General features: G+C 68.7%; 22 protein-coding genes and 1 pseudogene. 13 read left to right on the top strand and 10 right to left on the bottom strand.

From position 1 onward, the window contains the following. Window positions 1-147 precede the first annotated feature (147 nt). The gene (gene cobT / locus RJ03_RS09160; protein ID WP_036500160.1) at window positions 148-2070 is read left to right on the top strand and encodes a nicotinate-nucleotide--dimethylbenzimidazole phosphoribosyltransferase; all 1923 of its coding nucleotides are present in this window, start codon (window positions 148-150) and stop codon (window positions 2068-2070) included. Between the two features lie 184 nt (window positions 2071-2254). After that, complete coding sequence (locus RJ03_RS09165) at window positions 2255-2998, top strand: adenosylcobinamide-GDP ribazoletransferase (protein ID WP_036500162.1); 744 nt, start codon at window positions 2255-2257, stop codon at window positions 2996-2998. A gap of 77 nt (window positions 2999-3075) precedes the next feature. Here RJ03_RS09165 and RJ03_RS37740 read toward each other — a convergent pair whose 3' ends face one another. Beyond that, complete coding sequence (locus RJ03_RS37740) at window positions 3076-3354, bottom strand: hypothetical protein (protein WP_167331960.1); 279 nt, start codon at window positions 3352-3354, stop codon at window positions 3076-3078. Window positions 3355-3517: 163 nt separating this feature from the next. Between RJ03_RS37740 and RJ03_RS09170 the strand changes: the two genes are divergently transcribed. From RJ03_RS09170 to RJ03_RS09180, 3 genes are read left to right on the top strand one after another with little or no spacing between them, the layout of a single operon-like run. Further along, on the top strand, window positions 3518-4558 hold the full coding sequence (locus RJ03_RS09170; RefSeq protein WP_232329466.1) for an ATP-grasp domain-containing protein: 1041 nt from the start codon (window positions 3518-3520) through the stop codon (window positions 4556-4558). A gap of 38 nt (window positions 4559-4596) precedes the next feature. Beyond that, the gene (locus RJ03_RS09175) at window positions 4597-6600 is read left to right on the top strand and encodes a hypothetical protein (protein WP_036500165.1); all 2004 of its coding nucleotides are present in this window, start codon (window positions 4597-4599) and stop codon (window positions 6598-6600) included. A 21-nt stretch (window positions 6601-6621) separates the two neighbouring features. Continuing rightward, window positions 6622-7344, top strand: a complete 723-nt coding sequence (locus tag RJ03_RS09180; protein ID WP_036500169.1) for a maleylpyruvate isomerase family mycothiol-dependent enzyme — start codon at window positions 6622-6624, stop codon at window positions 7342-7344. 175 nt (window positions 7345-7519) lie between these two features. Here RJ03_RS09180 and RJ03_RS09185 read toward each other — a convergent pair whose 3' ends face one another. Then, complete coding sequence (locus RJ03_RS09185; protein WP_083870694.1) at window positions 7520-9289, bottom strand: purple acid phosphatase family protein; 1770 nt, start codon at window positions 9287-9289, stop codon at window positions 7520-7522. 120 nt (window positions 9290-9409) lie between these two features. Between RJ03_RS09185 and RJ03_RS39025 the strand changes: the two are divergent. After that, a pseudogene (locus RJ03_RS39025) lies at window positions 9410-9607 on the top strand (hypothetical protein); the annotation flags it as partial. Window positions 9608-9735: 128 nt separating this feature from the next. On the opposite strand, the gene RJ03_RS09195 reads toward RJ03_RS39025, so the two are convergent. The 3 genes from RJ03_RS09195 to asnB form a co-directional block, all read right to left on the bottom strand. After that, complete coding sequence (locus tag RJ03_RS09195; protein WP_036500179.1) at window positions 9736-10005, bottom strand: DUF2277 family protein; 270 nt, start codon at window positions 10003-10005, stop codon at window positions 9736-9738. Window positions 10006-10058: 53 nt separating this feature from the next. After that, window positions 10059-10388, bottom strand: a complete 330-nt coding sequence (locus tag RJ03_RS09200; RefSeq protein ID WP_036500181.1) for a hypothetical protein — start codon at window positions 10386-10388, stop codon at window positions 10059-10061. Between the two features lie 231 nt (window positions 10389-10619). Further along, window positions 10620-12545: an asparagine synthase (glutamine-hydrolyzing) gene (gene asnB, locus RJ03_RS09205; protein ID WP_036500183.1), complete on the bottom strand. Its 1926-nt coding sequence runs from the start codon at window positions 12543-12545 to the stop codon at window positions 10620-10622. A gap of 456 nt (window positions 12546-13001) precedes the next feature. Between asnB and ctaC the strand changes: the two genes are divergently transcribed. Next, window positions 13002-14000 carry an aa3-type cytochrome oxidase subunit II gene (ctaC, locus tag RJ03_RS09210; RefSeq protein WP_083870695.1) on the top strand — a complete coding sequence of 333 codons (999 nt, stop codon included), beginning with the start codon at window positions 13002-13004 and terminating at the stop codon, window positions 13998-14000. A gap of 18 nt (window positions 14001-14018) precedes the next feature. Then, window positions 14019-14435 (top strand): cytochrome c oxidase subunit 4, encoded by a 417-nt coding sequence (locus RJ03_RS09215; protein WP_036500184.1) that lies wholly within the window; start codon window positions 14019-14021, stop codon window positions 14433-14435. A gap of 132 nt (window positions 14436-14567) precedes the next feature. Here the strand turns inward: RJ03_RS09215 and RJ03_RS09220 are convergent, their stop codons facing one another. Both RJ03_RS09220 and RJ03_RS09225 read right to left on the bottom strand, forming a co-directional pair. Beyond that, window positions 14568-15851, bottom strand: coding sequence for an FAD-binding oxidoreductase (locus tag RJ03_RS09220; protein ID WP_036500186.1), 1284 nt, complete (start codon window positions 15849-15851; stop codon window positions 14568-14570). 28 nt (window positions 15852-15879) lie between these two features. Then, entirely contained in the window at window positions 15880-16791 is a 912-nt protein-coding gene (locus tag RJ03_RS09225) for a CPBP family intramembrane glutamic endopeptidase (protein WP_051024487.1), read from the bottom strand. A 374-nt stretch (window positions 16792-17165) separates the two neighbouring features. Between RJ03_RS09225 and RJ03_RS09230 the strand changes: the two genes are divergently transcribed. Further along, complete coding sequence (locus tag RJ03_RS09230; protein ID WP_036500187.1) at window positions 17166-17933, top strand: SDR family oxidoreductase; 768 nt, start codon at window positions 17166-17168, stop codon at window positions 17931-17933. On the opposite strand, the gene RJ03_RS09235 is transcribed toward RJ03_RS09230, so the two are convergent. The 3 genes from RJ03_RS09235 to RJ03_RS09245 form a co-directional block, all read right to left on the bottom strand. Continuing rightward, window positions 17915-18697, bottom strand: coding sequence for a phosphotransferase (locus RJ03_RS09235; RefSeq protein ID WP_036500188.1), 783 nt, complete (start codon window positions 18695-18697; stop codon window positions 17915-17917). The genes RJ03_RS09230 and RJ03_RS09235 overlap by 19 nt on opposite strands. A 28-nt stretch (window positions 18698-18725) precedes the next feature. Further along, window positions 18726-19202 carry a PASTA domain-containing protein gene (locus RJ03_RS37045; RefSeq protein ID WP_157163386.1) on the bottom strand — a complete coding sequence of 159 codons (477 nt, stop codon included), beginning with the start codon at window positions 19200-19202 and terminating at the stop codon, window positions 18726-18728. 607 nt (window positions 19203-19809) lie between these two features. Beyond that, on the bottom strand, window positions 19810-20694 hold the full coding sequence (locus RJ03_RS09245) for an IclR family transcriptional regulator (RefSeq protein ID WP_036500194.1): 885 nt from the start codon (window positions 20692-20694) through the stop codon (window positions 19810-19812). 542 nt (window positions 20695-21236) lie between these two features. Between RJ03_RS09245 and cysD the strand changes: the two genes are divergently transcribed. From cysD to RJ03_RS09265, 4 genes are read left to right on the top strand one after another with little or no spacing between them, the layout of a single operon-like run. Beyond that, complete coding sequence (gene cysD, locus RJ03_RS09250) at window positions 21237-22142, top strand: sulfate adenylyltransferase subunit CysD (RefSeq protein WP_036500296.1); 906 nt, start codon at window positions 21237-21239, stop codon at window positions 22140-22142. Next, on the top strand, window positions 22142-24034 hold the full coding sequence (cysC, locus tag RJ03_RS09255; RefSeq protein ID WP_051024488.1) for an adenylyl-sulfate kinase: 1893 nt from the start codon (window positions 22142-22144) through the stop codon (window positions 24032-24034). Before cysD ends, cysC begins: the two co-directional genes overlap by 1 nt. 35 nt (window positions 24035-24069) lie before the next feature. After that, a complete protein-coding gene (locus RJ03_RS09260) occupies window positions 24070-25311 on the top strand; it encodes a hypothetical protein (protein ID WP_036500196.1) in 1242 nt (413 codons plus the stop codon). Further along, entirely contained in the window at window positions 25308-26099 is a 792-nt protein-coding gene (locus tag RJ03_RS09265; RefSeq protein WP_036500197.1) for an SDR family oxidoreductase, read from the top strand. The genes RJ03_RS09260 and RJ03_RS09265 overlap by 4 nt, the downstream gene beginning before the upstream one ends. Window position 26100 lies beyond the last annotated feature (1 nt).

A 26100-nucleotide genomic window follows, 5' to 3' on the forward strand; every position in this document is an offset into this window, starting at 1 on the left:
GGCGGCTGCCGTGTGCTTCCGGTCGCGCGGTCTCCGAAGTCGCGGCTGTGGGGAAAGGGACTCGGGCGGCGCGATGTGCTGCGGGCTCGGGGGCGTGGGCTCGGGTAGGCGAGGGCTCGGGTGCGGGCCGATTGGTACCGTGCTGACGTGGTGAACGATGCTGCGGGCGGCCGAGGGCTGCGGACGCTGGTGCTCGGTGGGGCGCGCTCGGGGAAATCCGCCTATGCCGAGGAGGTGGCCGGCCGCAGCGGACCGGTGCGCTACGTGGCGACCGCGGTTCCCGATCCCGCCGACGCGGACTTCGCCGATCGTATTGCCGCCCATCGCGTCCGGCGCCCCGGCACCTGGCATGTGGTGGAGGGCGATCCGATCACCGTGCTCGGTGATCCGGCGCCGGTGACTCTGATCGACGACCTCGGCACCTGGCTGACCGCCCGCATCGACGCGCGCGCGGCCTGGGAATCGCCGCGTGGAACCGTCGGCCCCGATATCGACGCGCTGGTCGCGGCGGTGACCGGATATGCGGACCGCTTGCTGATCGTGAGTCCGGAGGTCGGGCTGGGTGTGGTTCCGGCGACCGCCTCGGGACGACTGTTCCAGGACGAGATCGGGACGCTGAATCAGCGGCTCGCGGCGGTCTGCGACGAGGTGGTGCTGGTCGTCGCCGGAGTGCCGGTCGTGCTGAAGGGCGCGGGGGCCGCGAGTGCATCCACCGGACGCGGGATCGGGGCCGCCTCTGCGGCGGCCGCGGCAGCCGGAGTGGCAGGTGGTGCGGCGGAACGGGTTTCGGCTTCGGACAGCGCTGATACCGTGGGCCGGGAGCATCCTTTCCACGGTTCCGGGTTCGCCGACTCCGCTGCGGCGGAAAGGGCTTTGGCATCCGGTCACGAAACCGACAGCGCCGCTGCGCCGACCGGATCGAATGACGCGGGCGCCGGAGCTGCCGCCGGCTCGCCGGCGGGCTCGACTCCGCGTGGCCTCGCCGAATTCAACGGCACCACACCGGCATTCGGCCCGGTCGCCGCGCCCGATGCGCGCGTACGGGCCGAGGCCGAGCAGCGGCAGTTGCAGTTGACCAAACCGGCGGGGGCACTGGGCCGGTTGGAGACACTGGGCAATTGGGTGGCGGCGTGCCAGGGGGAGTGCCCGCCGCATCAGTTCCGGCGCGCCCGGGTCGTGGTGTTCGCCGGAGATCACGGCGTGGCGCGACACGGGGTGTCGGCGTATCCGAGTGAGGTGACCGCGCAGATGGTCGCCAACTTCCTGGCCGGTGGGGCGGCGGTGAACGCGCTGGCACGACTGGCCGATGCGACCGTGCGCGTGGTCGACATCGCGGTGGACGCCGACACCGATCCGTCGGTGTCCACGCACAAGATTCGCCGCTCCAGCGGCGCCATCGACCGCGAGGACGCCGTCACCGAAGCCGAACTGTACGCCGCGCTGGCCGCGGGCCGCGCGATCGCCGACGAGGAGATCGACAGCGGAGCCGACCTGCTGATCGCCGGCGATATGGGTATCGGGAACACCACGCCCGCAACGGTTCTCATCGCCACCCTCACCGATACCGAACCGGTGGTGGCGATCGGCCGCGGCACCGGCGTCGACGATGCCGGCTGGATGCGCAAGGCCTCCGCGATCCGCGACGCCATGTGGCGCGCGCGCCCGCACCGCCAGGACCCGTTCGCGCTGCTGCGGATCGCCGGTGGCGCGGATTTCGCCGCCACCGCGGGCTATCTCGCTCAGGCCGCCGCCCGGCGCACGCCGGTGATTCTCGACGGTGTGGTGGTCACCGCCGCCGCGCTCATCGCCGAGATGCTCGCCCCCGGTGCGAAGCGCTGGTGGGTGGCCGGGCATCGGTCCACGGAACCGGCGCACCCGCTGGCGCTCGCCAAGCTCGAGCTGGAGCCGCTGGTCGAGCTGAATATGCGGCTCGGTGAAGGCTCCGGCGCGGTGAGCGCGCTGCCGCTGCTGCGCGCGGCCGTCGCCGCACTGTCGGAGATGTCGACCTTCGGCGAGGCCGGGGTCAGCACCGCCGAAACCGATTCGGCCGCACCGGAAGTCGTGTCCTGAACGAGGTGGGTGGTACCTGCCCGCCCGGTGCGCCGGATGCCGATGCCGGTCGACGCGCGCGGCACCACTCACCGAGCCGGTCGCGTGGCCGGAGCGCGGTCCCGGTGAATTCGGTCCGTGGGCGTCGCGGCATCTTCGTATCCGGCGTCGTGGAACGCGCCGTGCATGTCTCGAGGTCCGGGCGATGATCGCGGCGGCTCGGCTCGCGCTCTCCTGGCTGACGGTGCTGCCGGTGCGCGGACCCGAAACGGTCGACCGCACGTCGGCGGCGGGGGCGATCGCGGCCGCACCGGTGGTCGGGACGGTGCTGGGTGCGGGCGCGGCCGGGTTGCTGTGGGTATCGACCTGGGCGGGAATGAGTTGCGCGCTCGCTGGTCTCGTCACCGTCGGCGCGCTGGGGTTGGCCACCCGCGGAATGCATCTGGACGGGCTGGCCGACACCGCGGACGGGCTCGGCAGTTACGGTCCGCCGGAACGGGCCCGGGAGATCATGAAGAGCGGCGGGGCGGGGCCCTTCGGGGTGGCCGCGTTGATCTTCGCGATCGGCATTCAGGCGCTGTCGTTCGCCGCCCTCGCCGAACACGGCCGTTGGTTCGCGGTGGGGCTCGCGGTTGCGGTCGGGCGGGTCGCCGTCGTCCTCGCCTGCCGCGGGTATGCGCCTGCTCCCGGTGCCGCGTTCGGCGCGCTGGTGGCGCGCACGCAATCGGTGGTGACACTGGCGGTCTGGACTCTCGTCGCGCTCGCCGCCGGCGTTGTCGCCGCGCCCGCGCGGTGGCTCGGGCCGGTCGCGGTTGCCGTAGCTCTGGCCGGTGTGGCTTTGCTGGTGTGGCATTGTGTGCGGCGTTTCGGCGGGCTCAACGGTGATGTGCTCGGCGCCGCCGTCGAGGTGACCGTCGCGGTCACCGCCGCGGTGCTGTCGGTGTCCTGAGCTCCGGCCGGATCGCCGGGGCGGCCGTACGTCCTTCTCCGTCCCGGAAGAGGACGACCAGCGAAAATGATTGTGTATCAATAACGCAACGGCGTTGCCCCTGTTTGGGAATGAAACATCGGGGTATCCGTGGGCAGTGACGGTGATAGAGCGGATCGCCGTTGTTGCCGCCCGCCGACGATGCCGAGCGCACGCGCGGCGATACCGGAGCCCGCCGAATTCGCAGCCCCGGTGTCGAGCGCAGGACCACCGCGCGACAAGACGACCTCGCGATCGACGAACGGTGCACCGAGGTCGAAGAGGGGAGCAGGTTTGTCGATTTCATCCCGTGAATCGAAGCGCAGGAACCCGGACAAAGGCTATGTCGCCCTGCTGGGTTGGAGCTTGAACGCAGTCGAAGCGGTGGACCGATTCGATCGGCGCTATGTCGTGGTGGCTCCGGAGTGGGCAGAGGAGTATTGCACCGAGCACGAAATCCCCTATCTCTGCTGGAATTTCGAGCGGCTCAACGACCGGTCGATGGAAATCGCGGAGACCCTGAAGGAGATGGGCGTCGACGTCGCCATCCCGATCTTCGAGGAGACCGTGGAATGGGCGGGCGCGATCAATTCGGTGCTGCTGGACAATCCGCGGCTGCTCGGCCAGGCCATGCTGCTGCGCGACAAATCGCTGATGAAGCGGCGCGCGCAGCTGGGCGGTATCCGGGTGGGCATCTTCGAGGAGGCACACGAGCGTGACGACGTCATCCGGTTCCTCAAGCGCGTCAACCAGACCCTGCTCAAACTCGACGGCGATCCGAACGACCCGATCCACATCAAGGCCTTCGACAAGGCCGGCTGCCTCGGTCACCGCGTGATCCGCACCCCCGACGAGATCGACGCGATCCCCGACGACGAGTTCCCGGTGCTGATGGAATCCCATTTGGACGGTTGGGAATTCGCGGTCGAGGCGTGGATCCACGACGGCAAGATCCGATTCCTCAACATCTCCGAATATGTGCGGCTCGGCTACTCCGTCTTCGTCCCCGCGACACCGGAACTGGAGAAGTATCGTCCGGAGATCACCCGGCAGGTGGAAAAGCTGATCAAAACCTTCGATATCGAATTCGGGTTCGTCCACCCGGAATACTTCGTCACCAGCGACGGTGAGATGTATTTCGGTGAGGTCGCTTATCGCCCGCCCGGGTTCAAGGTGTTCGAATTGCTGGAGCGCGCATACGGTTTCAACGCCTATCACGCGCTGGTGCTCGCCTTCGATCCGAAGACCACCGAGGAGGAGATCGTGGCGTTCTTCCCCCGCGAAGTGGTGGATGCGAAAGGACATGCCGGTTCGTTCGGCGTCTATCCGCGGCGGCGGGTGGTCAGCCGGTTGTCGATCCCGGAGGAGACGGAGGATCACGAATATTTCGAAACCCACGAACTCACCGCCCCACTGGCGGAAAAGGTCACCAAGCGAACCGCATTCGGCAATCACTGGGGCCTGCTGTACTTCTTCGGCGAAGACCCGTACGCTCTGCGGGACCTGCTGAAGCGACAGGAAGAACTCGACTTCTACGTATGACTCCTTCTCGGCAGGAATGGATCACGGGAGGATCCTGATTGACTCCACTCGGCAGCGACGACGACACTCTGGACAGGCGTCTCGCCACGCTGGACGAAGCCACCCGAATTCTGGGCGACACCAGCGATTTCGGTAAGCAGGTGAAGCTGTCCAGGGTGCTGGGTGCGCTGCGGCGGGTGCTGCTGCTGCCCGGCGGCTGCGCGGCGGTGCGGGCGCGGGCGAGCGGGCTCGAGGCGGCCGGGCTGTTCCTCGGCACCGACTGGGCGCATCCGGAGATCCTGATTCCCGCGTTGAGTGTGGGTTCGCTGCGCAGCGCCAACGCCGACACGATGGTGCTGGAGACGGTGAGCGATCTGCGGTTGCTGGCGGTGGCCAAAGGTGATTACCCGCATCCGTCGGTGAGTGCGGAACAGGCGCTGGGGCATCTGTCGCAGGTGCTGGCGGTCAATCTGAGCCTGCTGTTCACGCCGCCGAGCGAGGCCGAACGCGAACAGCAGGGGCGGATGGCGCGGGTCTCGCGGGAGCTGCTGCATCATCTGGTGGAGGAAATCGGGTACGAGAAGGTGCTCGAGCATCTGGTCGACGAGATCTGGCGGATTCTGCGCCAGCGTCCCATCCAGGTCGAGCAGGTGAAGCGGATGATCACGCAGATCGCCGTCGCCCGCAGCAATCCCGATATCGATCTCGGCGCCGCCGGGCTGGGCGCGGACCGGCTGATCAGCAGCCTCTACGGCACCACCGACGCATGCCGGGAGGATCCGGGTGTGGAGGTCTACCGCACGCGCCTGGAAAGTATGGACGACAGCGCATTGCAGTACGAGGCAACGGGTTTCGCGCGTTCGATGCACGACACCGGGCTGGTGTCGCCGTATCACGCGGTGCTGCTGCGGTTCCTCCTGACCAAGGGCGAATATCTGCTCGGTGAGGCGCTGGGATTGTCGAGCACCGGGCGCGACAGCCTGCTGTGCTACCACGAACTCGTGCGCAACCTGATCGAGGAGGCCGTGCACGTCGAGACCGCGCAGGGCATCTACGGGCTCGCGCTGCTGCTGGAGCGGGGGATTCTGTATCAACCGCCGGTCGCGCCCGCGCTGTGGCGGCAACTCGCGCTTCCGGTGTCGCCGCGTTCGCGGGAACGGCTGCACGAGGTGTTCGGCCCGGTGCCGGACGCGCGGGCGCGGCTGCTGTCCGGGATGCTGTCGATCCTGGGTCTGCCGCTCGGCGTCGGGCAGGGTGACAATCCGACCTGCCAGTCGGCGCGCGCCCTGTCGATGTGGGCCTACAACGATCCCGACTACCTGTTGCAGACCGTGGCGTGGGCGGCCCGCGACGACGAGATCGTCATGCATTTCGAGGGGCAGCCGATTTCCTCGCTGGAGGCGGGGGCCGGGGTGGCGACCACCCTGCCGATGGATCTGGACCCGGTATCACTGCTGGTCGTGCCCCATCTCGACCGGATCTACGCGGAGATGGGCCGGCGTTGCGTCGGCCGCGAGGGCGATCCGCATCGGTGGATCAACCCCGAATTCCACGGCTGGTGGTCCGGGCGCGGATTCCGTATCAACGTCGATGTGGATACCGGGCGGCTGATCGACGTCGACGAATTCCTGCGGCACTTCTACGCCAGCTACCACCCCTTCTACAACGGCAATCAGCCGCTGATCCACCCGCAGCCGGCCGGCATCGCGGTCACCGACAGCGCCGCCCGGTTCGTCGGCTGGCACGCGATCACCGTCCTGCGGGTCAGCCTCGATCCGCAGGACACCATGCGGGTCTACTTCTACAACCCGAACAACGACAGTGGCCAGGACTGGGGTGACGGCGTGGTCGTCGGCACCGCCGGGCACGGCGAACGGTTCGGGGAGGGATCGCTGCCGTTCGAACAGTTCGCGTCGCGGCTCTACATCTTCCATTTCGATCCGCTCGAACGCGGCGAACCGGCCGCGGTGGAGCGCGCGGAACTGGATCGGGTCGTCGGCTACATCCACCGCAGCTGGGGTGCGGACCGGCTACCGGAGATCGTGAGCGATGCGCCGTCGTGACGCGGCGGATAGGTTGCGTGCATGGACGATTCACGGTGGCTGGCGGCACTCGTAGCCGAGGGCGACGCGATCGCCGCGATAGCGCGGGACGCGTACGGGGCGCCGGTGGCGGCCTGTCCCGGATGGGATGTGGCGCGCCTGATCTCCCACGTGGGCCGGGTGCATCGGTGGGTGGCGGGATTCCTGCGCGGCGACGACGCGCCGGTTCCCCGCCCCGACGGTGAGGACCTTTCGAAGTGGTATCGCGAGAGCCGCGATCTGCTGCTGCGACAGCTGGACGGGATGGATCTCGACGGCGAGGTCGACACCTTCCTCGGCCGGCGGACCGTGCGGTTCTGGCTGCGGCGACAGGCCCATGAGACGGCGATGCACCGGTGGGATGCGCAGGACGCGGTGCGGCCCGGCGCGGCGGCGCCGATCGACGCGGACTTCGCGGGTGACGGCATCGACGAATGGCTGCACGTCTTCGTCCCACGCTTCCTCGCCCGAGTCGATGTGCCCGGCGAACTCGTCGGGACCGCAACGCAATTCGTTTGCACCGACCTCGACGGCCCGCCGTGGACGCTGCGCCTGACCCATCCGGAACCGACGATCGACTACGGCGCGGCGGCGGCCGATACGGTTCTGTCCGGCAATGCGGCGGACCTGCTTCTCACCGTGTGGCATCGGCGGCCGGCCACGCGAGCCGAGTCCACCGACGCCGAATTGGCACGCCGGGTGCTGGATCTGATCCATGTCACGTAACAGTTGGGCGGCGGGGCCGTCTCGCTGCCTACGGTGTTCAGAGCCGGGCCGATGAGCGACGGCGTTGTGTGCGGCGTGACGGGTGCGGTGGGGGATGTGCGGGCAGGACAGGTGACCGGCGGTGATGTGGGCCGAGCCGTTCACGTCGGTGCAGGTGCCGATGACCGCGGCCGGGTCAGTGGTCGGAACGCGGCCGCGTGAGGATGAAACTGTCCACCGGCTTCACCGTGTCGGTCACGGCGTAGTAGGTGGCGGTCATGGTGGTGTGGCCGCCGGGGGCGCCGGGATCGACGTCGAAGGCGCAGAATCCGTAGGGATGGTCGGGGTCCTTGAAGGCCGACCAGGGTGCCTGCTCCATCACATAGATCGGCGCCTTCTTGCCGGTGGCGGGGTCGACCGCGCCGACGCCGGTGATCACCCGGCACTGCTGCCCGGGGAAGAACAGCCCGTTCGAGGGGACGGAGGTTCCGCCGCCGCCGATCACGAGATGCACTGTGCCCCTGGAGGTGTCGATGATCTCCGGTGTGGTCGCGGTGGCGGGCGTGACCGCCTCCGGGACCGGTTTCGGGGTGAGGGTGTCGCTGCCGAGGACGCCGCGGACGGGATGGGAACGCTCGTAATGGTGTTCGTGGCCGCACAGCACCAGGTCGACCTGGTAACGGTCGAACAGCGGTAGCCATTCCTGGCGGATCCCCAGATCGGCGCCGTTGGCCTTGTCGGCGGAGGAGATCGCGGTCTGATGCATGAACACGATGATCCAGTCGATCGCGCGGTCCGCCCGGGCGGTAGCCAATTCCTTGTCCAGCCAACGCTTCTGGGCACCGCCGGAGTAGCCGTGCACATAGGAGTTGCCGCCGTCCTGCAGGCAGATGTCGTCGTTGGCCACCGCGATCACCCGGACCGCGCCGACCGTGAAGGCGTACCAGAGCCCGCGCGCGAGATCCTCGGCCCCGCTGTCGGGCACGGTGAAATACGTTTGGAACGCCTCGTAGCCGATCGGGCCGTTGCCGCGTTCGTTCTCGTGGTTACCCGGCGCCGGCATCCACGGGCGGTGGCGAGCGGACCGGGAATTGTTGGCCCACCAGTCGTTCCAGGTGCGGATCCGGTCGGTGGCGAGATTGGCGTAGCACAGATCGCCGTTGACGAGATTGAACAGCGGGGCCAGATGTTCGATCCCCGCGGTGACGTCACCGGCGACGGGGGAGCCGAGGTTGTCGTTGACGTAGCGGCCGTTGTCCAGCTTGCCGAGCGTCGGAGTGCCCTGATCACCGAAACTGGTGAAGCGGAACGCGGCCCGGCCCGCCGGCGCGGTGCGGTGCGTGCCCAATTCCGGTGTGGCACCGTCGTGTCCGGCTGCGTAGATGTAGTCGGTGTCCGGCGTGAGCCCGGTCAGGACCGCGTGATGGGCGTATACCTCGGTGCCCGAGGCGGCGTCCCGGTAGACCCGGGTCTGTGCTTGCGCGGCCGCGCCGAATCCGGTTGTGGCCGTGCCGAATCGCACCACCGGATTGCGCACCGATGCCGAACTCTGCCAGCTCACCACGGCCTCGCGCGCGGCGTCGGCACCGAACTGCAGGTGCAATCCCGTTACCGGCGGTGCGGCCACCCGGGCCGGACCCGTCGCCAATTCCGGTGACAGCGGCCAGAATCGCCCGCCGCCGGTCGAGGAACCCTCGTCGTGCAATGCCGCCGTCGTCCCCGCACCCACGGCCAGCCCGGCGAGCGCCGCCGCCCCCGACGCGCCGAACAGCCATCGCCGGCTCACCCCGCGCGATCGGTCGGGGCGCGCGCCGCCTCCCTCCGGTCCGCCTGCTCGTGCAGCGGCGTGCGGCCCGGCGGTGACATCTCCGTGGGTACCGGTGCCCGGCGTCGAACCAGGACCGGCCCCCGCCCCGGCGCTACCCGCCTGCTCCGATACCGGCTCCGACGCATCCCGCTCGTCCATACCTCCAGCCAACCGTGCGCGGGTTCAGAAAACCCGACGCCACGGCGAACTCCGGGTGAATCACGAGCCGGGACGACGGCTCGAGGACTTGGCGTCCGGATCGGTGGTTAGCCGAGCACTATGGATCACGACAGGGCCCCGGTGCTCGACGCGCTGCGCGATTTCCGGCGGCGGGGCTTCGTGCCGTTCAGTCCACCGGCTCACAAGCAGGGACGGGGAGTCGATTCCCGGGTACTGGACGTCCTCGGGCCGGATGCGTTCGCCGCGGACGTGGTCGCGCTCAACGGGCTCGACGATCGTCTGCTGCGGTACGGGGTGCTGGGTGAGGCGCAGGAATTGATGGCCGATGCGGTCGATGCGTACGAGTCGACGTTTTCCACCCGATGCCACCGACCCCACCCTGTCGACGGTCCGCGTGGTGGCGAAGGGTTAGGTCCGCTCCGGGCTCAGGCGCGGGCGGCGATGCGCGCCTGCACCTCCGGTCGCCGCAGCGGCGGGACCGACTTCGGCGGCACCTTGCGGTCGGGCAGGGCCGCCAGCAGGCGGGTGGTGGCCGCGGCGATCTCGGCGACGGCCTCGTCGATCGCGGGGCGGGTGGCCGCGGAGATACTGCTCAGGCCACCCACCTTGCGGACGTACTGCAGCGCGGCCGCCTCGATCTCCTCGGCCGTGGCTTCCGGTTCGAGGCCGCGCAGGGCGGTGATATTTCGGCACATAGCTACGAGGTTAGGCCGTGTGCCGGGTGCGATCGAGCCGATGTGATCTCGGCTCAGGAGGCGCTGCCGGTCGAGAACGGCGAGTAACCGTAGCCGTACCCGTATCCGTAGCCACCCGACCACGGGCTGTTCCATCCCGGATAGAAGCCGCCGTAGCCTCCGCGCGGCAGGCCCCAGCCCGGCATTCCCCAACCACCGTGATGCCCCCAGCCGTGGTGGCCCCAGCCATGGATTTCCTGGGCCGGGGCCGGGGCTGGGGCCGCCGCCGGTTCGGCGAGAGCGGGGGTGGCGGCCGCCACGATCGGCGCCGCCGCGATGGCGACCGTGATCACGGTGCGTGACATGCGGGTGCGGAGCTTCGAGGGCAGGTCGTTTCGAACCATCGGAATTCCTTCGGTACGTGTCTCGGTCGTATCCGTCCGCGGCCCGATCGGGCCGCGCGACTAGCTTGACGTCATTTAATGTACCGCTGTTTAACGGTACGTTCAAGAGCGTCGAAAAGATGACATGACTACGAGTGGGCCTTCGAAGGGGGGCGCCGCACACGGGACGGGCGCCGCACCGCCGGCCGTGATCGGCCGCGGTACGACGCCCGCGTCGCTGGTATCCGCCGGCTAGAGCCGCACGGGGTAGGTCGGCTCCTGGATATCGGGCTTGATGCGGTCTTCGACGAAGATGCCGTGCCAGATCATGAACACCAGCAGCGTCCACAGGCGACGGCTGTGGTCGCCGTTGCCGGCCCGGTGCGCCTCGAGCATGGCCTTGATCGCGGACTTGTCCAGCAGATGGTCGGTCTGCGATTCCGCGATCTGGGTGGCGGCCCAGTCGAAGAGTTCCGGTCCGCGCAGCCAGTGCCGCAGCGGCACCGGGAAGCCCAGTTTCGGCCGGTGCAGCACATGCGGCGGGACGATCGTCTCGAGCGCGCGGCGCAGCGCGTACTTGGTGGTCTCCTTGGTGATCTTCTGCTGATACGGGATCTGCTCGGCGACCGCGAACACCTCGGGATCCAGGAACGGGACCCGCAACTCGAGCGAATTGGCCATGGTCATCTTGTCGGCCTTGACCAGGATGTCGCCGCGCAACCAGGTGAACAGGTCCAGATGCTGCATGCGCGCCACCGGATCCCAGCCGCGCGAGCGCGCGTAGATCGGGGCCGTCACATCCTGATGCGTCCACTCCGGGCGGAATTCGCGCAGCACCGAACGCAACTGGGCGTCGTTGAAGCTGCGGGCATTGCCGTAGTAGCGCTGCTCGAGCGGCAGCGAACCGCGGTGCAGCAGGCTCTTGCCGCGCGTCCCGTCCGGAATCCGGTCCGAGAGCTTGCCGGCCAGCCGCCGCACGCCCTTCGGCAGGTACTCGAAAGGCTTGAGCGACAACGGTTCCCGATAGATCGTATAGCCGCCGAACAGCTCGTCGGAACCCTCGCCGGAGAGCACCACCTTGACGTGCTTGCGGGCCTCCTGGGCCACGAAATACAGCGGCACCAGCGCCGGATCGGCCACCGGATCGTCGAGGTACCAGACGATCTCGGGGATCGCGCCGGCGAATTCCTCGGGGCTGACGGTGCGGATGAAATGCTTCGCGCCGATCGCCTCCGCGGTCTCGGCCGCCACATCGGCCTCCGAATACCCCTCCCGCTCGAACGCCGAGGTGAAGGTGAGCAGATTCGGGTTGTGCCGGATCGCCAGCGCCGCGATGGCGGTGGAGTCGATGCCGCCGGACAGGAAGGCGCCGACGGTGACGTCCGCGCGCATGTGCTTGGCGACCGAATCCTCGAGCACCGACGCGATCTCGCGGTAGCGGGCCTCCTCCGAGCCGGCCGCGAACGGGCGCACCCGGAAGTTCGGCTCGAAGTAACGGGTGACTTCCGGCGCGGCGCCGGGGCGCAGGGTGGCGTAGCAGCCCGATTCCAGGCGGCGGATGTTCGCGTGCAGCGATTCCGGCTCCGGCACGTACTGCAGCACCGTGTAGTGCTCGAGCGCGCGCGGATCCAGTGCGTCCGAGAGATTCAGGGCCGGCAGCAGTTCCAGCAGGCTCTTCTTCTCGCTGGCATAGGCGGTGCCGCCCGGGCCGGTAGCCAGGAACAGCGGCTTGATACCGAACGGGTCGCGGGCCAGTACCAGCTCCTGGGTCTCGGTGTCCCAGATGGCGAAGGCGAACATGCCGCGCAGCTTGGAGAATGCCGCGGTGCCCCAGTGGTGATAGGCCGCGACGATCGCCTCACCATCCCCCTCGGTGGCGAACCGCGCCCCGAACTCCTCGCTCAGCTGCGCGCGCAACTCCAGGTAGTTGTAGATCTCACCGTTGAACGCCAGCGCATAACGCTGCGTATTCTCCGGCGGACCCCAGCGCAGCGGCTGATGCGAATGCTCGATGTCGATGATCGACAGGCGGTTGAAGCCCAGGATGATGTGTTCGTCGTGCCAGGTGCCGCGCTCGTCCGGGCCGCGATGGCGCCCGCACTGCAAGGCGTCGTACACCTGCTGTACGACGGAGTCGGTGGCCACATCGGCGGTCAGAAATCCCAGCAGTCCACACACTGCGTCGAGAACCTCGTTTCCGGATCGGGTACGCGGAGAACATTCGAAACCAGTCCCCGAGTATGCCGCACCGCGGGCCTGCTCGTCGCCTCGCTGGGCGGCGGTCGCGCTCGCCAGGGATTTCGCGTACGGGCGCGTGAGCGGCGCGGAGGTACGGCCGGGGATCGCACCCGGTGGCCGGTGTGTCGAAAGCGACCCGGGCACAACGCGGGAGGCGGTTTGGTCTACGCTGCGTAGTACTCGGGAACTCTCGTGGTCGGCCGCGCGTTCGGTGCGGCTCGCGGAAGGCTCCCGAACGTGCTGAAAACGCGCCGCCCGGCATCCGGGTGGCGCCGTGTCGGATGGACGACCAGGAAGGCGTTGAGCGTGGCGCACAAGGCGAGCGAAGCGATAGGGGCACGACCCGCCCGGGTACGGCGGGGCCGCATCCTTCGGCGGGCCGGGCTGGCGGTGTCCATGGGGATCACCGTGATGCTCGTCTCGGGCTGCTCGATCGACAATCCCGTGCTTCGGTTCGGCTGGCCCTCGGGTGTGACCCCGCAGGCGACCCGGATGCGGGAACTGTGGACGTGGTCGGTCGTCGCCGCCCTGGCGATGGGTGTGCTGGTCTGGGGCCTGACCTTCTGGACCGTGGCCTTCCACCGCAAGAAGAAGAACTCCCCGGAGTTCCCGCGGCAGACCGGCTACAACGTGCCGCTGGAGCTGACCTACACCGCGATTCCGTTCGTGATCATCGCGGTGCTGTTCTACTTCACCGTGGTCGTGCAGAACTACGTGCACGAGAAGACCTCGAACCCCGATGTGGTCGTCGACGTGACCGCGTTCCAGTGGAACTGGAAGTTCGGCTACCAGAAGGTCGTCGGCCAGAACGGCCAGGTCCACGACGGTGTCGACCAGACCCGTCAGGCGATGAACGAGCAGATTCAGAGCGAGTACAAGGAGCGCACCGCCGACGGCCACCCGCAGCCGGGTCCGCTGCACGGCCTGCCCGCCAACGACATCTCCTACCTGCACTACGACAAGGTGGAGACCGTCGGCTCGTCCAACGAGATCCCGGTGCTGGTGCTGCCGACCAACAAGGTCGTGGAATTCCAGCTGGCCTCCGCCGACGTCATCCACTCCTTCTGGGTGCCGGAGTTCCTGTTCAAGCGCGACGTGATGCCGAACCCGAAGGAAAACCACTCCGACAACACCTTCCAGATCACCAAGATCGAGCACGAGGGTGCCTTCGTCGGCCGCTGCGCGGAGATGTGCGGTACTTTCCACTCGATGATGAACTTCGAAGTGCGTGCCGTGACGCCGGACAAGTTCGACAAGTACATCGCCGCCCGCGAAGCGGGTAAGACCAATGCCGAGGCCCTGTCGAGCATCGGCGAGTCGCCGGTCGCGACGACCACGCATCCGTTCGACACCCGTCGCACCGCGCGTGAAGCCAGCCAGGCCGAGAGCAAGTAAGAAGGGTACTGAACTGACATGAAGGTCGAAGCACGCATCTTCGAGCTGCTCACGGTGTTCTTCATCATCGTGGCGGTTGTCTACGGATTCTTCACCGGCCAGTCCCGCACCGGCGTCGAGTGGGCGGGTACCACCGCCATCGTGCTGACCGCCGGACTGACGCTGATCGTCGGCACCTACTTCCGCTTCGTGGCCCGCCGCCTGGATCTGCGCCCCGAGGACTACGAAGAGGCCGAGATCATCGACGGCGCCGGCGACCTGGGCTTCTTCTCGCCCGGCAGCTTCTGGCCCATCCTGCTGGCCGGTTCCGCCTCGGTCACCGCGCTCGGCTTCGCGTTCTTCCAGTACTGGCTGATCGGCCTGGGCGTGCTCTGTGTCCTGGCCTCGGTCGCCGGCCTGGTGTTCGAGTACCACGTGGGACCCGAGAAGCACTGAGCATCTGACGGCAGTCGCGAGCGCCCCGGCTTCGGCCGGGGCGCTTCGTCGTTGCGGGGGCCGTTCGAGATACTGCCGGAAAAGCCGAACGCCCCGACATGTCTGCCGGGGCGTTCGGTCTACGCACAGGGTTCAGTCGGGGGTGTGATAGCGGCGGGCGCGTTCGGAGCGGCAGATGTCGTCGATGCCGGAGGTGATCTCACGCATCAGTTCCGGTGCGCCGGAGCGGCCGGAGTAGGTGCCGGTGGGGCGCAGGCGGCAGGTGAAGGTGATGAAGCCGTGGTCCTCGCCCGCGGATTCGTGCAGATCCGGGGAGCGCACGCCGTAGGTCATGGCGGAGATGACCGTGATGGCGCCGCTGCGTTCGCGGTGGTCGGCGAACAGGTCGTGCAGCCGGTGGAAGACGGTGCTGTAGCTGCTCATGGGCGCGAAGACCGCCACCCGGTAGGCGGGGCCGCGCTCGGAGGAGCTGATCACCGTGTCGGCGAGATATTCGGCGTCGCGCAGCGTCAGCACCTTCGGCGCGAACATCAGCGCGCCGGCGGCGGCGTTGCGCACCGGCATACCGGCGCGGCCGCCCGCGGCGGAGGCGATGGCGCCCAACGACTTTCGCGCCCGCGCACCCAGTTCACGGCGGGCCCGCAGTGAGGGGGTGGCGGTGGTGGGATGCAGACTCGACCACTGGCCGAAGCGGACCGTGCCGAGCTGGATGTTGCCGGTGCCGACCGGTCGCGACACCCGCAGCGGCGCGGTGTCGACCCAGCGGCCGACCTGCAGCAGGGCGTCGCCGGGGCGGGTGATCTCGGCGTGCGAGTGTTCGACGAACGTGTCGAAGTCGAGGAATCGGTGCGCGTCGGACGTCAGCCAGGTGTGGTCCTTGTCGACCTCGATGGCTTGCAGCGTCAGCGCCGTGATGATGCCGGTGCGCCCGGCTCCGCCGAGGATGCGCCGGAAGCGGTCGGCGTGATGGGTGCGCCCGCAGGTGCCGAATCGACCCTCGGGGTCCACGTATTCGAGGGCGACCACGTTGTCGCTGAACATGCCGTAGCGGTGTGAGGCCGCGCTGAGCCCGCCGACGGCCGCGAAACCGCCGGCGGTGATCTCGCGGTGGTCGCCGACGATCGGCAGCCCCAGGCCGTGCGCGGCCAGGGTGCGATCGATATCGGACAGGCGTGCGCCGGCCTGCACCCGCACCAGTCGCGCGTCGGCGTCCACCGCCTGCACGCGGTTCATCCGCCGCAGCGACATCACGATGCGACGGTCGGGCGGGGCCGGTTCGTCGTCGAGCTGCTCGCTGCTGTGGTCGCCGCCGCGCACGGTCAGCGGTTGCGGTCGTGAATCTCGCACTGTGCGAACGACATCCGCGGTGTCGCGGGGCAGGTATTCCTCCGGAAGAGCAGCGAGCGTGGTACTCATGGCCTCAAAGCTAACCACAGTAGCGGCGCTACGTCTGCACCGAAGTTCGCGGTGCAGGTGCGGGGGTTTTCGCAATCGGCGCGAAGGCGAACAGTGCGGTCGCCACGGCCGCCCACAGGATCCACCCCGGGATGCCGGAACCGCCCAGCAGCGTGTGCGCGTGCTCGCTCGAGTCGGCCGACTGCAGGGCGCCGAAGATCATCGCTCCGCCGTTCCACGACGCGTGCGCGATCGCCGCGGGCCACACGCTGGCCGACCGCAGGCGCAGCCAGCCGAGGACGGCGCCGAAGCAGATGCAGAACGGGATGTAGGCCGCCGCCGACCAGGCGCCGATATCGGTGAAGCCGTAACCGAGCAGTGTCAGCGGGGCGTGCCAGAGGGCCCAGACGACACCGGTCGCGATCAGCGCCACGAGCGTGCCGTAGCGGGAGATCAATTGCGGCAGTAGCCATCCGCGCCAGCCGATTTCTTCGCCGAGCGCGTTCGGCAGTGTCGAGATGACGACCGTCGTCAGCGTCTCGAGCAGCAACGCGACCACCATCGAGGTGTCGAGCTTGTCCAGATCGAAATGGAACCAGCCGAGCGCCGCGCTGATCTCGTAGGCGATCCACAAGACCATCTGCGTACCGAGCCAGGCGGCGACGATCAACCGGGCGGTGCGCGCAGGTGCCGGACCGAGGCCGAGGCCGACGTCGGCGGCGAAGCCGGGAGCCGCCGGGACGCCCGGTGCCGCGGGGCGCGCGAGGACGGGCTGCCCCATCCTCGACCGCGCGACCAGAACGGCCACTGTCGGCGCGAACATCATCAGGGCCGCCCCCTCGTGCAGCCAGGGGACCGATTCCAGCCCTTTTCCGTCGATCCAGGGAATCGACGCGAGCACCCACGCGAGTGCGTACGCCACCACGATGTAGGTGGCGATATCCGAACGCCGAGCAATCATAAGTCCGTCCTTGCGACTGAATCCGATGCCGATCGGGATCGGCCGTCACCTCTCCGGCACTCGGCGCCCCCGGATACTTCGACGCGGGGGATGTGGGATCGGTTCCCGCGCAGTGTGGTTCGGATGGTGCGTCCGCCGATGTGCGGGCGTGCCGGGCGAGGGGAGTTGGGACGCACCGTGAACTTTTCGTGCAAACCGCCACTGGAAATGCGGAAAACCGCCGGATTCGGCGAGGTTTGCACGATTAGTTCACCCAGCACCCGACTTGCTAGTTCACCCAGCACCCGACTTGCCGACGCTTACCGTGCTGATCCGGATGTGACATCGGCTGCCGGGTGCTTGCCCGGACCGCGGGGGCGGGGTTGGGTGGAGGCATGAGCACAGTGCTGGTGACCGGTGGGACAGGCGCGCTCGGGCGGCACATCGTGGATCGGCTGCGCGAACGCGGGCACGACGTGCGGGTGCTCTCGCGACGCCCGGGTGCGGGAACGCACGTGGGGGATCTGGCGACGGGGGCCGGTGTGCGCGACGCTGCCGAGGGTGCGGAGTCGATCGTGCACGCGGCCTCGGACTTCCGGCGGTTCGGCAAACCGGATATCGAGCAGACGCGGAATCTGCTCGCGGCCGCCGGGGGAGCGCGGCATCTGATCTACGTGTCGATCGTCGGCATCGACCGCATCCCCTTCGGCTACTACCGCAAGAAACTCGCCTGCGAACACCTGATCGCCGACAGCGGTGTGCCGCATACGATTCAGCGCGCCACCCAATTCCACGACCTGATCGCCGCGGTGCTCGCCGGGGTGCAGAAGCTTCCGATCGCCCCGCTGCCCTTGGATTTCCGTTTCCAGCCGGTCGCCACCGAAGATGTGGCCACCCGCCTGGCCGACCTCGTCGAAGGCGAACCCCGCAGCCGTGCGGCAGATTTCGGTGGACCGCAGGTATCCACGCTGGGCGAGTTGGTGAAGACGTGGCAGCAGCATTACGGGCGCCCTCGGCGGACGGTGCCGCTCCCGCTCCCCGGCGAGATCGCGCAGAGCTTCCGTGCCGGCGACAACACCTGTCCCGAGCACGCCGACGGCACCCGCACGTGGGCCGACTACGTCGCGGCGAACCCGGGCCCCAGCTACCGGCTGCGTGGTTGATCCGCCGGGGACAGGCGCTCGAGCACGCCGGCCAGCCCGCTGCGGATATGCGCGGCCGAGCCGGTCTCGAGGCCGTGGGTCACCTCGTGCCACGGCCCGAGCCGATGCCACACCGACGCCCGGCTGCGGAGTTCGCCCGTCACCCCGTACGCGGCGGTTACGGCGTTCGAGAATTCGGGTGGCGCGCCGTACAGCGCCCACGCCAGGTCGATGGCCGGATCGCCGAGGTGCGCATCGCCGAAATCGATCATGCCGGTGATGCGGCCGGCCTCGACCAGGATGTGCTCGGGACCGATATCGCCGTGTACGACGGTATCGGCGGGAAGTTCGCGGGCCGCGTCGAGCAGGGCCAGCGCCGCGGGACGATGAGCGCTCGGTAGCAGCGGGGCGACGTCGGCGCGAAACTGTTCGAAGGTCTCGTTCCAGGCGTGCCGGGCCTGCTCTGCCGGTGCCAATCCGTGCTCGATCGCCGTCGTCGCGGGGCAGTCGTGCAGGGCGCGCAGGAATCGGCCGATCAGCAAACCCTGTTCGGCACAGGGTGTTTCGATTGCGCACCCCGGAATCAACGCATGGCGTACGACGAGCGGGTCCTCTCCGGCCACCCGAGGGACCGGCACCTGCAACGGCAGCTGTGCCGCCAGCCACGGCAGCAGCCGCGTTTCGCGCAGCAGTTGCGCGGCGACCTCCGGGCGACGCGGCCGCCGCTCGACCCAGCGACCGTCGACCAAGGTCGCCACGGTATCCCAGCCTCCGGAAAACTCCATGGCGCGACCGTAACGCGACGGCCGCGGTTCAGCAGGGACTCTGCCCGCCGACCTCGCCGGTGGTGAGCTCGATCGTGGTGCCGGTGGGTACCGAGGTCTCCGCGTCAGGGTTCTGATTGGTGATGACGCACTGCCCGCCGCCCGGCCCGCGGCCGGTGCCGCCGGTGATGTGCGCATGCAGGCCGGCGGCGGTGAGGAGTTGGTCGGCGAGGGCCGGGCGATCGCCGCGGACATCGGGAACGGTGACCGTGCCGGGTGATGGGGATGTGCTCGCGCCGAAGGGCTGGGTGGGGTTCGCCGCCTTCGGCGTGCTGGTCGCGTCGCCGGACGCGTGCGCAGTGGCGGCCGACGTGCCCGCGACGGTGGTAGTCGTTGCGGGCGTGGTGGTTTCGGACCCGCAGCCGGACAATGTGGCGGTCGCTGCGAGTGCGGCGATCGAAATCGACAGGGGGAGAACGGCGCGGCGGATGTGGAGGGAAAGGCGTGGGAAGGTTGAGGTCGGCACATCCCGACCGTAGTTGCTGCCGTGTCGATGCGCGTGTGGCCCGGTTGTGGCATGATGGCGCCCGGCGGGGACCAGGCGAGTCCTCCCTCCACGGCATTCCGCAGCCCGGGCATCGGCGACAGATCGCACAACCAACGACCGGCGACATAGACGAGCGCCGCTCCGATGTCGTTGTCGCACAACGCTGGACGCCAGCGGAGGCCGGTACGGTGACACCGTCACCGACCGACGACGTGGTATGGACCGCAATGGCGAGCCGACTACGCGGTTGCATTCCCGGGTCGCCTGGCATTTCTGTGCTCGGGCACGCCGAGCCGGTCGATCGAGTGCTGATGGTGGTTCGCGGATCCGACCAACGGTTGCCGTGATCTCGTCGCCGAGGTCGGTAAGGTGCCGGCCGACCGACGGCTGCGGTATCGGCGACGCTCGGTCAAGGACGCGCTCGGGTTCGTGGCGGGCCGATGTCATTGTCGCGCAATGCTGAACGTCCGCCGGGGCACGGGATGGCGAGGACGCCGTGGGTTGAGGAGCTGGTGTGGACCGTCGGTGGCGGACGACGGTTGGGGTCGCTGGGCGTTTCTGTGCTCGGACACCGGCAAGCCGCCGATCAGGCGCCGGTGGCGATTCGGGTGATCTTTTCTGCGGTGGCCGTGATGGCGGCGCCGAGGTTGGTGAGGTGCTGGGCGGAGAGGCGGGTGTCGGGGCAGGCGACTACGGCGGCGATGACGCGGTCGCCGGCGAAGATGGGGGCGGCGACGGTGACTACGGCGTTCTCGGCGCCGAGTTCGTCGGGGAGGTAGTCGATGGTGATCAGGTCGGTGATCATGCTGCCCAGGCGGTTGCGGAGCGGGTCGGTGACCGGTGAGTTGCGCAGGGCGGCAAGGGCTTCGAGGATGGGCGCGGATTCGTCGGCGAGGCGTTCGACGGAGTAGCCGCGGGCGCGGACGGCGTCGAGTACCGCGAGCAGGCGTTCGCGATGGGCGGGGTCGGCGTGGTCGATCCAGGTGGTGCGTTCGGAAGCGGGTGCCCAGGCGATGAATTCGCGCGCGACCGGCGGTGCGAGGGGCAGGCGGCGGCCCTGCCGGATCCACGGCACCGAGGGAGTCCCGGCGACCTCGGTGATGATGATCGACCCGTCGTCGCGCTCGGCCAGGAAGACCGGAAAGCCCTGTTCGGCAACGAATTCCCGCAGGAGATCGGCGGCCAGCCGGCGCAGCGGGAACGCCGCCTCCGCACGGCGTGCGACGGCGAGCAGCCCCATCCCCAGGCCATAGTTGCCGTCGAGATCGCGCACGGTCCAGCCGTCGGCCGTGAGCTGGGTCAGCACCGCATGTGCCGTCGCCCGGGAGAGTCCGGTCTCGCGCACGATCCGCGCCAGCGACAAGTGCTCGGCGGGACGGCGCGACAGCAGTTCGATCACCCGCACCACCCGATGCGTGGGTGGTGATCCCGCGGAGGCGGCGGGAGTAGCGATGTCGGTGCCCTCGGACATGGCGCCCTTTCCTGGTCGATAGGTCGATCCATGCGGCCGGTGATCGCGCCGCACTCGACGGTGACGGGCCACACCGCCGCTCACCGTACCGGTCGCCGCAGCCGCGCTCCTTCGAGTGCGGTGGCTGCGTTCGGTCCGGTCGACATCGGGGCGCGGCGGGCGGGTAGCGAATGTCGGAGCTTCCGGATACGGCGACCTTCCTGTTGGCTCCGCGCTCTGGGGTGGGGGCCATCTCGGCACGGTGCTCGCCGCGGCGTGCAATGGCCACGCCGAAGTCCGAGATCACCGGTGCCGTGGAGCGCAGGGGCTCACCATCCGCTCCCGCGGCCGGTCGACGCAGCGACGCCGCGCCGGTAGGGCGGCCGGGTGGGCGGCGAAATCCGCGCGGGGGCGACAGCCCCTTGACCGACGCACCCGCATCCGCTTATCGTCGGTGTCACAATATCGAACAATAGCGTCGAATATTCGACATCGCAACCCGGAAGTGGTCGAGATTTCGGATTCGGGGAAGCGGTGCGAGCGATGCGGACAAGGCGAATGTGATGCGGACGGGATACGAGCTGTCGCATCTGTCGGCCCTCGAGGCCGAATCGGTGCACATCTTCCGGGAGGTGGCGGCCACCTTCGAACGGCCGGTGCTGTTGTTCTCCGGCGGTAAGGACTCGGCGGTGATGCTGGAGTTGGCGCGGAAGGCGTTCTGGCCGGCGGCGCTGCCGTTCGCGCTGCTGCACGTCGACACCGGGCACAACTTCGACGAGGTGATCGACTTCCGCGATCGCACGGCGGCCAGGCTCGGTGCGCGGCTGCTGGTGGCGCGGGTGCAGGACGATATCGACGCCGGGCGGGTGATCGAACGCCCGGGGGAGAGCCGGAATCGGTTGCAGACCACCACATTGCTGCGTGCGATCGCCGAACATCGCTTCGACGCCGTGTTCGGCGGGGCGCGGCGCGACGAGGAGAAGGCGCGCGCCAAGGAGCGGGTGTTCAGTTTCCGCGACGAATTCGGTGCCTGGGAGCCGCGGGCGCAGCGCCCGGAGGTGTGGAACCTCTACAACGGCAAACACCGTGCGGGACAGCACATCCGGGTGTTCCCGCTGTCGAACTGGACCGAACTCGACATCTGGGAGTACATCGACCGCGAGGCGGTGGAACTGCCCCCGCTGTACTACGCGCACCGCCGCCCGGTCTTCCGGCGTGACGGAATGCTGCTGGCTGCCAATCCCTTCCTGACTCCGGGCGCGGACGAGAAGGTGTTCGAGACGACGGTCCGGTTCCGCACCGTCGGCGATGCCACCTGCACCGGATGTATCGAGAGCGAGGCCGCCGATCCGGCGGCCGTGATCGCCGAAACCGCGATCACCCGGCTCACCGAACGCGGCGCCACCCGCGCCGACGACCGCATCTCCGAATCCGGGATGGAAGACCGCAAGCGGGAGGGCTACTTCTGATGAGCCGCAATCTGTTACGTCTCGCGACGGCCGGCAGCGTCGACGACGGCAAGTCCACCCTCATCGGCCGCCTGCTCTACGACTCCAAGAACCTGTTCTCCGATCAGCTGGCCGCCATCGAACGGGCCAGCGCCCAACGTGGCGATGCCGCAACGGATCTGGCGCTGGTGACCGACGGCCTGCGCGCCGAGCGGGAGCAGGGCATCACCATCGACGTGGCCTACCGCTACTTCACCACGCCGCGCCGCAAGTTCATCATCGCCGACACCCCGGGCCACGTGCAGTACACGCGCAATATGGTGACCGGCGCCTCCACGGCCGATCTGGCGTTGATTCTGGTCGACGCGCGCAAGGGCGTGGTCGAGCAGACCCGCCGGCATGCGTTCCTGGCCTCGCTGCTCGGGGTGCCGCACCTGGTGGTGTGTGTGAACAAGATGGATCTGGTGGACTGGTCGGCCGCGCGGTTCGAGGAGATCCGCGAGGAATTCGCCGATTTCGCGGCGAAGCTGACCGTCGGCGACCTGAGTTTCGTGCCGGTCTCGGCGCTGCACGGCGACAACGTGGTCACCGATTCCGCGCATACGCCGTGGTTCGCCGGCCCGCCGCTGCTGAGCCACCTCGAACAGGTGCATATCGCCTCGGACCGCAATCTGATCGACGCGCGGCTGCCGGTGCAGTACGTGATTCGCCCGCACGCCGCCGACGCCGCCGCCGGCGGGGCCGGGCATCGCACCTATGCCGGAACCATCGCGGGCGGCATCTTCAAACCCGGCGACGAGGTGGTCGTGCTGCCGTCCGGGCGCTCGTCGCGGGTCGCGCGGATCTGGGGGCCGGGCGGGGTGAAGGTGGACGAGGGGTTCACCGGGATGGCGGTCTCGGTGGAACTCGACGACGAGGTCGACGTCGGGCGCGGAGATATGCTGGCCCGTCCCGGAAACCGGCCGCATATCGCCGGTGAGGTCGACGCCATGGTGTGCTGGTTCTCCGAGACCACCGAACTGCGGCCCGGTGCTCGCTACACGATCCGCACCGCCGCCCAGACCACCCGCGTCCAGGTCCACGAACTCGACTACCGGCTCGACGTCAACACCCTGCACCGGGTCGCCGACGCGGAAGCCCTGGCGCTCAACGACATCGGCCGCCTCACCCTGCGCAGCCAGCGTCCGCTGATGGTCGACAGCTACCGCGACAATCGCCGCACCGGCAGTTTCATCCTCGTCGACGAGGACACCGACCAGACCGTGGCTGCCGGGATGATCCTGGCCCGCGACACCGGACCGGAGTCCGTGCCCGACGTCTCGGCCGCACCCGCGGTGGTGCGTGCGGACGTCGTCTGGCACAGCTCGTCGGTGGGACGCGGCGAGCGCCCGCACGCCGGTGCGACGGTGTGGCTGACCGGTCTGTCCGGCTCCGGAAAGTCCACTATCGCCGTGGAATTGGAGCGCCAGCTGGTGGCCGCCGGCCGCCCGGCCTACCGGCTCGACGGCGACAATCTGCGGCACGGGCTCAACGCCGACCTCGGTTTCACCGACGACGACCGGCGCGAGAACATCCGCCGGGTGGCCCAGGTCGCCTCGCTGTTCGCCGACGCCGGTCTGATCGCCATCGTCTCGGTGATCAGCCCGTTCGCCGACCAGCGCGAACAGGCGCGCGGGGTGCACGCCGCGAGCGGCCTGGACTTCCACGAGATCTTCGTCGACACACCGCTGGAGGTGTGTGAGCGCCGCGATCCGAAGGGCTTGTACGCCAAGGCCCGCGCGGGCCGGCTGCCGGAGTTCACCGGGATCGACTCACCCTACGAACGTCCCGAACACGCCCAGCTCGTGATCACCCCCGACCACGGCTCACCCGCCGAAATCGCCGCGCTGATCCGCCGCGAACTGAGACTGTGAACCGCAGTACCGCCCGCACAACACGCTAGGACGACATGAGTACATCGACAGGATCGTCACCGGGAACCGATACCGCCACCGGAAATGGACTTCCGGGCGGCGGCGCTCCCCTGACCGAACCGTTCACCGCGGCGATCGCCGAGGCCGAGAAGCTGATCGCGGCAGCGGATTTCATCCACGACGAGAAGGATCTCGCCGAGGGCTACGACTACCTCGCCGGCAGTATCGCCGCCTGCCTGCAGCTCTCGGGTACGCACGGCAGCAGCCACCCGTACTTCGTGAGCTCCACCGGCCCGCACGCGAAAATGGGTCTGGACAACCCGGATACGCTCTACTACCACGCCAATGTCGAGCCGGGCGCGGAATATCTGCTCACCGGTGTCCGCGGCAGCACCGTCGACCTCAGCTTCCAGGTGCTGCGCGGCGACTACACCGCCACCGACGTGCCCAACGGCGACGACGCCTTCGACGACCGCCGCCTGCAGATCGCCGCGGACGGCAGCTATCAGCTCCGCTTCGGGCCGCCGAAAGCCGATGCCGGGCCGAACTATTTCGTTCTCGGTGAGGGCGCCTCGATGCTGGCGGTGCGCGAGGTCTACGGCGACTGGAACGCGGAGACGAAGGGCAGTATCCGCATCGAGCGCCTCGACACCGTCGGTACCGCGGCGCCCGAACCCGGTGTCGAACAGTTGCGCAAGCGGTATCGTGCCGCGGCGCGGGCGCTGGTGCAGCGCATCCACACCTGGTTCAACTTCCCCAAGTGGTTCTATCTCGACCTGCCGGTGAACACCCTCACCGAACCGCGGCTGACCCCGGGCGGGCTCAGCACGCAGTACTCCTCGGTCGGCCACTTCGATCTCGACGACGACCAGGCACTGGTGATCACGGTGCCGAAATCCGATGCGCCGTATCAGGGATTCCAGCTCGGCAGCCGGTGGTACATCTCCCTCGACTACGTCAACCACCAGACCAGCCTCAACAGCGCACAGGCCCAGGTCGATCCGGACGGGATGATCCGCATGGTGGTCTCGGCGCGCAATCCGGGCATCGCCAATTGGATCGAGACCACCGGACGCCGCCGCGGCATCCTGCAGTTCCGCTGGCAGCGCGTCGCTCGTGAGATGACCCCGGCGGACGGACCGCAGTTCGCGCTGGTGCCGTTCGACGAGGTGGCGGCGCAGCTGCCGCACTACGACCTCAACCGCATCGATGAGCAGGGCTGGCGGACCCGCATCGCCGACCGCCAGCGCGGTTTCGCCGATCGGATGCTCGGATGAGCGCCGCAGGTGGCCTGCTGGCCGACAAGGTGGTCGTGATCAGCGGCGTCGGCCCCGGGCTGGGCCGCGCCCTGTGCGTGCAGGCGGCCGCGGCCGGCGCCAAGGTGGTGCTGGCCGCACGCACCGAATCGCGGCTGCGGGAGGTGGCCGACGAGATCGACGGCGCGGGCGGGACGAGCCTGGTCGTGCCGACCGACATCACCGACGATGCCGCGGTGGCGAATCTGGTCGAGCGCACGGTCGAGACCTTCGGCCAGGTCGACGCGCTGGTCAACAACGCATTCGCGATGCCGTCGATGAAATCGCTGGCGCGCACGGACTTTCAGCAGATCAGCGACAGTCTCGAGCTGACCGTACTGGGCACGCTGCGCGCGACCCAGGCCTTCACCGACGAACTCGCCAAGACCCGCGGCGCGGTGGTGATGATCAATTCGTCGGTGCTGCGGCACTCCGAACCGCGCTACGGCAGCTACAAGGTCGCCAAATCGGCGCTGCTGGCGATGTCGCAGACGCTGGCAACCGAACTGGGCGCCAAGGGGATTCGGGTCAACAGTGTGGCGCCCGGCTACATCTGGGCCGATCAGCTGAAGTGGTATTTCGGTGAGGTCGCCAAGAAATACGGCATCACCGTCGACCAGGTGTACGAGCAGACCGCCTCCCGGTCGGATCTGAAGCGACTGCCGGAACCGGACGAGATCGCCAAAGCCGTGGTGTTTCTCGCGTCTGACTGGGCCAGTGCCATCACCGGCCAGACCCTGGACGTCAACTGTGGCGAATACCACGTGTGAG

Origin of the sequence: Nocardia aobensis NBRC 100429 (assembly GCF_000308375.1) — a bacterium.
Lineage (GTDB): Bacteria > Actinomycetota > Actinomycetes > Mycobacteriales > Mycobacteriaceae > Nocardia > Nocardia aobensis.